Annotated in this window: 4 protein-coding genes; 2 read left to right on the top strand and 2 right to left on the bottom strand. The window is 70.6% G+C overall.

Annotated elements, in window-relative coordinates:
• Window positions 1–395: hypothetical protein (locus tag AOK15_RS46340; RefSeq protein ID WP_205632336.1), on the bottom strand; the 395-nt coding region annotated here is incomplete at its 3' end.
• Between AOK15_RS46340 and AOK15_RS41360 the strand changes: the two genes are divergently transcribed.
• Together AOK15_RS41360 and AOK15_RS41355 are read left to right on the top strand one after the other, a co-directional pair.
• Complete coding sequence (locus AOK15_RS41360; RefSeq protein ID WP_205632335.1) at window positions 382–1,011, top strand: hypothetical protein; 630 nt, start codon at window positions 382–384, stop codon at window positions 1,009–1,011. The two genes, AOK15_RS46340 and AOK15_RS41360, sit on opposite strands and share 14 nt — an antisense overlap.
• Window positions 972–1,187 carry a DUF3892 domain-containing protein gene (locus AOK15_RS41355; protein ID WP_055524449.1) on the top strand — a complete coding sequence of 72 codons (216 nt, stop codon included), beginning with the start codon at window positions 972–974 and terminating at the stop codon, window positions 1,185–1,187. The genes AOK15_RS41360 and AOK15_RS41355 overlap by 40 nt, the downstream gene beginning before the upstream one ends.
• Before the next feature lie 56 nt (window positions 1,188–1,243).
• Here AOK15_RS41355 and AOK15_RS45480 read toward each other — a convergent pair.
• Window positions 1,244–1,442 (bottom strand): hypothetical protein (locus tag AOK15_RS45480; protein ID WP_205632334.1); only part of this gene is annotated, 199 nt, incomplete at its 5' end.

Below are 1,442 nucleotides of genomic sequence, written 5' to 3'. Positions count from 1 at the left end.
CCGTGGTGGTGGGCGTCGCTGTTGCGGAGGGCTCGTATTGGGGGCGAGGCTCGGGCCGCTTGGAGATCGGGGGCCTCCTCGCTGGGGATCTGATCTGTCATCGCCGGGTTCGGCGTTCGGCGCGAGGGGCTACGTGGTGTCGACGAACCACCGTGTGTTCGGTCTGCTGGTGAGCCGTCCTCTTGCTCGTTGGAGGCTGGCGCCTCCGGGTGCGTGAGGGTTGCCCTCTGTCTGTTCGTGTCCGGGGAGACGATGGTGACCGTCTCCGTCGAGGTGGTCGTCTTCTTCTTGGTGCTGTCGCCGGTTTCGTTGGTGGTCGTCTCCTCGGTCGTCTTGACGGAGGCCGTACGCTCGGTCGTCTCCTTCGATGCCTTGGTGACGATGTGCTTGTCCACGGCGGCGTCGGTCCTCGGGTGCGTCGCCTCCGTGCTCCTCTTCCTGCTGCTCGGGCGCAGCCGCAGTGCGGGGTTGTCGGTGGTACGGAGCGGCGAGGCGGGTGCTGGTCTTGGTGTGCGTCTGCTCGGCGGGGTGGCCGACGGGCTCACCTTCGCCCCGACCATCACCACCAGCAAGGGCACGCCCGTGCTGCGCCTCGTGCCGTCCGTCACGTCGGACGTCGCTATGGGCCACGTGCAGATGGCCTGGTGGGTGTGGGTGCTCGGCGAGGTCGGTGTGCTGGCTGCCGTGCTGAGCGAGGTTCTGCGCTCGGTCGTGCGCCAGCAGGTCCTCTGCGGCATCCGCGACGCCCTCGCCGTGTCGCCGACGCCCACCGAGGTCGCCATCGCGGGCGGTGACGACTTCAGCGTCGCCCAGTTGAGCCTCTACCAGCCCGCCGCCGAGGAGGACCCCGCCGTCGGTGGGTTCTTGGCGACCCGCCAGCACGACCTGGTCATCACGCTGACCGCCGTGCGGCCCTGGAGATCTCCTGCACCGCCAAGGACTCCGCCGACCCCGGTAACCGCTTGGACGCCGTGGGCGGGCTGCTGCCCAGCGGCCAGCCGTGGGCGATGAGCATCGACGAGGCGGTCGCCGCGGCCCGTACGGGCACCGTCTTCACCTCGGCCGCACCGGCCGGCACCATCGCTGCCGTCCGCGTCGTCCAGCCGCAGGGGCGTCCCGCCTTCCTGCAGACCGTCCCGGACTCCGATCCCGCGAACAACCTGTTCCGCCTGCCGAACTGCCCCTGAGGCCGCGGCCAGCGCCGGTATGAGCCGTGGCCCCCTGGGTGCGACTCGTACGGCGTTCACTCGATCGTGTGCTTCTCGGTGTGGCCGATGCCGAAGTTGCTCGCCGGTGCTCTTCTCGGCGAGCTCGTGAGCGAGGTCGTCTCCTTGGAGGCCTCGACGACGAGGTGCGCGGCGGCCGGTCGGCGGCGCGTCGGCCCGAACGCTCCCTGCGGCATGGCCCATGCGAGGGGGCCCGTATGCAGCGGTCGGCCCGGT

This window comes from Streptomyces ossamyceticus, assembly GCF_001418475.1.
In the GTDB taxonomy this organism is placed as follows: Bacteria; Actinomycetota; Actinomycetes; order Streptomycetales; family Streptomycetaceae; genus Streptomyces; species Streptomyces ossamyceticus.
The sequence above is the reverse complement of the archived record's forward strand: the minus strand, read 5'-3'. Positions and strand labels throughout refer to the sequence as shown.